Genomic DNA, 6,058 nt, shown 5'->3' with positions numbered 1-6,058 from the left:
TACCGACACGATCGAAGTGACGCCCTCTGATGATCGGCGCCTCGTGGTCGATGCCTTTGCGCGGTACCGCGTCGCCGATGTTGTACGCGTCCGCCAAGCGGTGGGCGTGGGTGGCCTTCGGGCCGCCGAGGATCGGCTGTCGTCGATCCTGAACGCGCAGATCCGCGAGACCTTGGGTGCCGATCAGGTCACATCCGACACGATCTTGTCGCCCGGTCGCGTGCTGCTGGCCGAGCGTATCCGCGATGGCGCACGCACCAGTGCGCTGGCCTTGGGGATCGACATTCTCGATGTGCGGCTCAAGCAGACCAACCTGCCGGTGCAGAACCTCGAAGCGACCTATGCAAGGATGCGCGCCGAGCGTGAACGCGAGGCCGCAGACGAGATCGCGCGCGGTGAAGAAGCCGCGCAGCGTGTGCGCGCCCAAGCGGATCGTACCGTGGTCGAGCTTGTCTCGGATGCGCGCCGCGAAGCCGATATCGCGCGTGGTGAAGCCGATGCACAGCGGAACGGCATCTTTGCCGCCGCCTTTGGGCAAGATCCCGACTTCTTCGAATTCTACCGCTCGATGACCGCCTATGAGCGGGCTTTGATGGGGCAGAATTCGACCATGGTGATCTCGCCCGACAGTGAGTTCTTCGAGTTTCTCGGGAACTCTGGCACGTCTGTGCCTGCGCCCTTCCAGTAAGGGAAGCGCGCGATGGGCCTGATGCTGTTGCTGGGGCTCGGAATGGTGCTTGTTGTCGAGGGGCTGGTGTTCGCACTGGCCCCTTCGCGTTTGGATGAGCTGCTGCGATTGATGAATCAGATCCCGGTCGAGACGCGCCGCCTGATCGGTTTGGCGGCGATGACGCTGGGCGCGGTGTTGATCTCATTGGCTGTTAGCGCGGGGCTTTAGCCCCGTTGGGCCGCAAGATCGCCACGCCGCGTCACGACGATGTGACAGGGCAGGGCGCGCAATCTGGGCCGGTGGGATTGATCCCGGCGAAATAGGCCCAAATATGTGCCTTGGGGTCGCGCACTTGCGCCCCTATGGCTTGGACAGGAGGATAACGTGACGATCTTGCAGGCCCGAATGCTCACACCGCGCCGCACCAGCGCGGCCATCGCCCGCACCGAAACCGGCCCTGCGCGGCATCGCCTGGCGATCGCGGCGTTGGCCAGCGTGATGATGGTGATGACGATGCTGATCGCCATCACGCCAGTGCGTGCGCAATCCGCCCCCCCCGCGACATTCGCCGATCTGGTCGATCAGGTGGGTGATGCGGTGGTCAACATCACCACCTCATCCATCGTGGCCAGCCGCCAAGGCCCCGGACCGGTCGTGCCCGAAGGTTCGCCCTTGGAGGATTTCTTCAACGATTTCCTCGACCGGCAAAGCCCCGACCGCGGCCCGCGCCGTAGCCAAGCGCTGGGCTCGGGTTTCGTGATCTCCGAGGATGGCTACATCGTCACGAATAACCATGTCATCGAAGGCGCCGATGAAATCACAATCGAATTCCGCGCGGGCTTTACGCTAGAGGCGGAGTTGGTGGGCACCGATCCCAATACCGATATCGCGGTGCTCAAGGTCATGGCCGATGCGCCGCTCCCCTTCGTCGATTTCGGCGATAGCACCGCGATGCGGGTGGGCGATTGGGTCATGGCGATGGGCAACCCCTTGGGTCAGGGTTTTTCCGTCTCGGTGGGTATCGTCTCGGCTGCGGGCCGGGCGCTTTCTGGAAGCTATGATGACTACATCCAGACCGACGCCGCGATCAACCGTGGCAATTCCGGCGGGCCGCTGTTCAACATGGCGGGCGAGGTGATCGGTGTGAACACCGCCATCTTGTCGCCCACGGGTGGCTCGATCGGGATCGGTTTCGCCATGTCCTCGGCCGTGGTGACAAATGTGGTCGACCAGCTGCGCGAATTCGGCGAAACGCGGCGTGGCTGGCTGGGTGTGCGCATCCAAGATGTCACCCCGGAACTTGCCGATGGGCTGGGCTTGGCCGAGGCGCGCGGCGCTTTGGTCACCGATGTGCCGGAAGGGCCGGCCCGCGATGGCGGCATGGAGGTGGGTGATGTCATCCTCACCTTCGATGGCGAGCAGATCGGCGACACGCGCGAATTGGTGCGCATCGTCGGTGAGCGCGCCGAGGGCCAGACCGTACCGGTCGAGGTGGTGCGCGAAGGCGCCGCTGAGATCCTTGCCGTGACGCTTGGACGTCGTGAAACCGCCGAAGGTGTTGCCGCAGCGACCCCAGATGCACAGGTCGCGCCGCCTGCACCCACGCAGGTCTTGGGCATGACGCTTGCGCCGCTGACAGATGAGTTGCGCAGCCAGCTTGGTCTTGCGCCGGGTGCGGCCGGGCTGGTGATCGAAGCGGTCGACCCCGCCTCCGATGCGGCGACCAAGGGCTTGGCCACAGGCGATGTGATCACCGAGGTGGCCCAGCAACCCGTCAGCGATGTGGCGGGCTTTCAGGCCAGCGTGCAAAGCGCGACCGAGAATGGTCAGAAATCCGTGTTGCTGCTGATCCGGCGCGCGGGCAATCCGCGCTTCGTTGCACTGAGCCTTGCCGACTGACAAGGGCTTGCTGCTTGCAGACCTGACCCCCGGGCCTTTGGTCCGGGGGTTTTTCTTTGGGCGCGCTCAGCCGGTTTCGCCGCCCGCTGCCAGCCTCGGATCCCAGAGCGCCAAGCCAAGCTGCTGGGCGGCGGCCAGCGACAAGATCTCGCTGTCGAGGCCCTGCGGCGCTTGAAAGGCGCGGATCGCGCGCGATGTGCGACGGTTCATATCGCCCGTGACAGGCCCGGCATAGAGCCCGCGCGCGCTAAGCGCACGTTGCAGCGAGGCGATGAAATCGCGATCGCCCGCCTCCAATGCGCAGGGGACTTCGAACCACAGATCCCGCCGTTCGGTCACGATGCGCTGATGCGTCTCGGTCACGAAGATCGCGGGCTCACGCAGGCTGCCATCGGTATCGATCTGGGGCGGCTGGAGCATCACCTGCTCGGTCACTGTCTCGATCACCGCCGGGGTGGATTTGCGCCCGTAGCATGCCAAGGGGTCGGCATCGGGCGGGCCTACCCCGCGCAAGACCTCGACCGCCCCTTCTCCCGCGATCAGCGGATTGGCGAACGCATCCTGCTGCGCTGCGGGCATGCAGGCGGAAAGGGCCAAAAGCCCGGGGCAAAGGACGGTCAGGCGCATGGGTTTGACTGCTCGCTGCGCGGTTTTATCTTGCCACCAAGGATAACCTGTTTGGGGCGATCGCGAAAGCTTTCGCTTTCTCATGGCTGATCTGCGGCGCGTGCCGGCTCATGCAAGCGCACCAATTCATCCAGCAACGCCGAGATATCCTCGACCTGCTCGGCCACCACATGGGTGACGCCCGATTGCCGCTGCACCCGCCCCGTCACTCGCAAAAGCCGGCCCGCGATCACCGCCCGGCGAAATTGCTGATAGATCTTTTGCCAGACGATCACGTTGCATACCGCGAACTCATCCTCGAGCGTGATGAAAATCACGCCCTTGGCCGTGCCGGGGCGCTGACGCACCAGCACAAGCCCCGCCACCGCCACCCGCGCCCCCTCGGGCGGCAGGTGCAGCATGTGATGGGGCAGGCATACGGGCGGGCGCGGCCATGCGGGGGGGCGGGTTTGTGGCTCCATGAGAACAAAGATAGAACATTTATCCGTTACCACAAGCCCGGCAATTCGGGCTGGAAAGCAGCCCAAGGTCATATTACCTAACGCGCAACCCGATCCGACGCGCGGACCACGGCACAAGAAAGGCAACACATGGCGAAGATCACCTATATCGAGCATAATGGCACCGAACATGTCGTCGAGGTGCCCAACGGGCTGACCGTGATGGAAGGCGCGCGCGACAACAATATTCCGGGCATCGAGGCCGATTGCGGCGGTGCCTGCGCCTGCTCGACCTGCCATGTCTATGTCGACCCTGCTTGGGTCGCGAAACTTCCCGCCATCGACCCGATGGAAGAAGATATGCTCGAATTCGCCTATCAGCCCGATGCCGCGCGCTCGCGGCTGACCTGCCAGCTCAAGGTTTCCGATGCGCTGGACGGCTTGGTGGTGCATATGCCGGAAAAACAGATCTGAGCCTTGGGCAGGGCACCTGCCTTGCCTTCATCTTTCCAGAAATACGCATGCGGCGCTTGCCTGCCCGCGCCCTGCCGGGGTTGACTTCACCGGCGTGGCGCTGTGTATCGGCGCGACGTCCGAGACAGCCCAACCTACCCCAAGGGGACCGCCAAGATGCACGCTTTTCGCAGCCATACCTGCGCCGCCCTGACCGCCGCCGATGTCGGTCAGACCGTTCGCCTCTCGGGCTGGGTCCATCGCCGCCGCGATCATGGCGGCGTCATCTTCATCGATCTGCGCGACCATTATGGCATCACGCAGGTCTTGTGCGACCCCGATAGCCCGGTCTTCACGCAGGTCGAAAAGCTGCGCGCGGAATATTGCATCCGCATCGACGGGGTGGTGAAGGCGCGCGATCCTTCGCTGGTCAACACCAAGATCCCCACGGGCGAGATCGAGGTTTTCATCCGTGATGTGACCGTATTGGGTGGTGTGACCGGCGATCTGCCGCTGCAGGTTTTCGGCGATCAGGAATACCCCGAGGAAACGCGTCTGAAATACCGCTACCTCGACCTGCGCCGCGAGGCGATGCAGAGCAATATGAAGCTGCGTTCGGATGTGGTGGCGTCCTTGCGGCGGCGGATGTGGGATCTTGGGTTCCGCGAATACCAGACGCCGATCATCACCGCCTCCTCGCCCGAAGGTGCGCGCGATTTCTTGGTGCCTTCACGGCTTCACCCCGGCAAGTTCTACGCGCTGCCGCAGGCCCCGCAGCAGTTCAAGCAGCTTTTGATGGTGTCGGGCTTTGATCGCTATTTCCAGATCGCGCCCTGTTTCCGTGACGAAGATCCGCGCGCCGACCGCTCGCCGACCGATTTCTACCAGCTCGACCTCGAGATGTCCTTTGTCGAGCAAGAGGATGTGTTCGGCACCGTGGGCCCCGTCCTTGCGGGGCTGTTCGGCGAATTCGGCGGTGATCGCCGCGTCGATCCCGCCGCGGATTGGCCGCGCATTTCCTATGCGGATGCGGCGCTGAAATACGGCACCGACAAGCCTGACCTGCGCAACCCCATCGAGATGCAGGTGGTCTCCGACCATTTCGCGGGCTCTGGCTTCGCGATTTTCGCGCGTATCCTCGAGCAAGACGGCACGCAGGTGCGTGCCATCCCCGCCCCCACGGGCGGCTCGCGCAAATTCTGCGACCGGATGAATTCATGGGCGCAGGGGCAAGGCTTGCCCGGCATGGGCTATATCTTCTGGCGCGATGCCGAGGATGGTAGCCTTGAGGCCGCCGGCCCCTTGGCCAAGAATATTGGCCCCGAGCGGACCGAGGCGATCCGCCAGCAGCTTGGTCTTGGCTCGGGCGATGCGGCGTTTTTCCTTGCGGGCAAACCGTCCGAGTTCGAGGCCATCGCGGGTCGTGCGCGCACCGCCATTGGTGAAGAGCTTGGCCTGATCGACCAAACCCGCTTTGCTTTCGCATGGATCGTCGATTTTCCGATGTATGAGCGCGACGAGGCGACGGGCAAGATCGACTTCTCGCATAACCCGTTCTCCATGCCGCAAGGCGGGATGGAGGCCCTCTCGGGCGATCCGCTGAAGGTGCTGGGCTATCAATATGATCTGGCCTGCAATGGCTATGAGGTCATTTCGGGTGCAATCCGTAACCACACGCCCGAGATCATGTTCAAGGCCTTTGAACTGGCGGGCTATGGGCAAGACGAGGTGCGCAAGCGTTTCGGTGGCATGGTCAACGCCTTCCAATATGGCGCGCCGCCCCATGGCGGTTGTGCGGCGGGGATCGACCGGCTTGTCATGATCTTGGCCGGCACCTCGAATATCCGCGAGGTGATCTTGTTCCCGATGAACCAGCGCGCCGAGGATCTGATGATGGGTGCCCCCTCCGAGCCGCTGAGCGATCAGCTGATGGAATTGGGGCTGCGCGTGATCCCGCGGGACTGAAGCG

At 63.7% G+C, this 6,058-nt stretch carries 7 protein-coding genes; 5 read left to right on the top strand and 2 right to left on the bottom strand.

What is annotated here, in order from left to right; translation table 11 throughout:
* The 3 genes from hflC to ACTG4J_RS05700 form a co-directional block, all read left to right on the top strand.
* On the top strand, positions 1-688 hold a 688-nt coding region (gene hflC / locus ACTG4J_RS05710), incomplete at its 5' end, for a protease modulator HflC (protein ID WP_439137842.1).
* 12 nt (positions 689-700) lie between these two features.
* Positions 701-898 (top strand): DUF2065 family protein, encoded by a 198-nt coding sequence (locus tag ACTG4J_RS05705; protein WP_439137840.1) that lies wholly within the window; start codon positions 701-703, stop codon positions 896-898.
* 177 nt (positions 899-1,075) lie between these two features.
* Positions 1,076-2,569, top strand: a complete 1,494-nt coding sequence (locus ACTG4J_RS05700; RefSeq protein WP_439137846.1) for a Do family serine endopeptidase — start codon at positions 1,076-1,078, stop codon at positions 2,567-2,569.
* Between the two features lie 66 nt (positions 2,570-2,635).
* Here ACTG4J_RS05700 and ACTG4J_RS05695 read toward each other — a convergent pair whose 3' ends face one another.
* Both ACTG4J_RS05695 and ACTG4J_RS05690 read right to left on the bottom strand, forming a co-directional pair.
* Positions 2,636-3,196 carry a peptidoglycan-binding domain-containing protein gene (locus tag ACTG4J_RS05695; protein ID WP_439137839.1) on the bottom strand — a complete coding sequence of 187 codons (561 nt, stop codon included), beginning with the start codon at positions 3,194-3,196 and terminating at the stop codon, positions 2,636-2,638.
* An 80-nt stretch (positions 3,197-3,276) separates the two neighbouring features.
* Positions 3,277-3,657 (bottom strand): OB-fold nucleic acid binding domain-containing protein, encoded by a 381-nt coding sequence (locus ACTG4J_RS05690; RefSeq protein ID WP_439137838.1) that lies wholly within the window; start codon positions 3,655-3,657, stop codon positions 3,277-3,279.
* A gap of 129 nt (positions 3,658-3,786) precedes the next feature.
* Here ACTG4J_RS05690 and ACTG4J_RS05685 point away from each other — a divergent pair, with 129 nt between their 5' ends.
* A complete protein-coding gene (locus ACTG4J_RS05685; RefSeq protein WP_439137836.1) occupies positions 3,787-4,110 on the top strand; it encodes a 2Fe-2S iron-sulfur cluster-binding protein in 324 nt (107 codons plus the stop codon).
* 156 nt (positions 4,111-4,266) lie between these two features.
* The gene (gene aspS / locus ACTG4J_RS05680; protein WP_439137835.1) at positions 4,267-6,054 is read left to right on the top strand and encodes an aspartate--tRNA ligase; all 1,788 of its coding nucleotides are present in this window, start codon (positions 4,267-4,269) and stop codon (positions 6,052-6,054) included.
* Positions 6,055-6,058: the final 4 nt, after the last annotated feature.

The organism is Roseicyclus sp., from assembly GCF_965662675.1.
Taxonomy (GTDB): Bacteria; Pseudomonadota; Alphaproteobacteria; order Rhodobacterales; family Rhodobacteraceae; genus Roseicyclus.
This window is presented reverse-complemented; position numbering and strand designations above follow the sequence as displayed.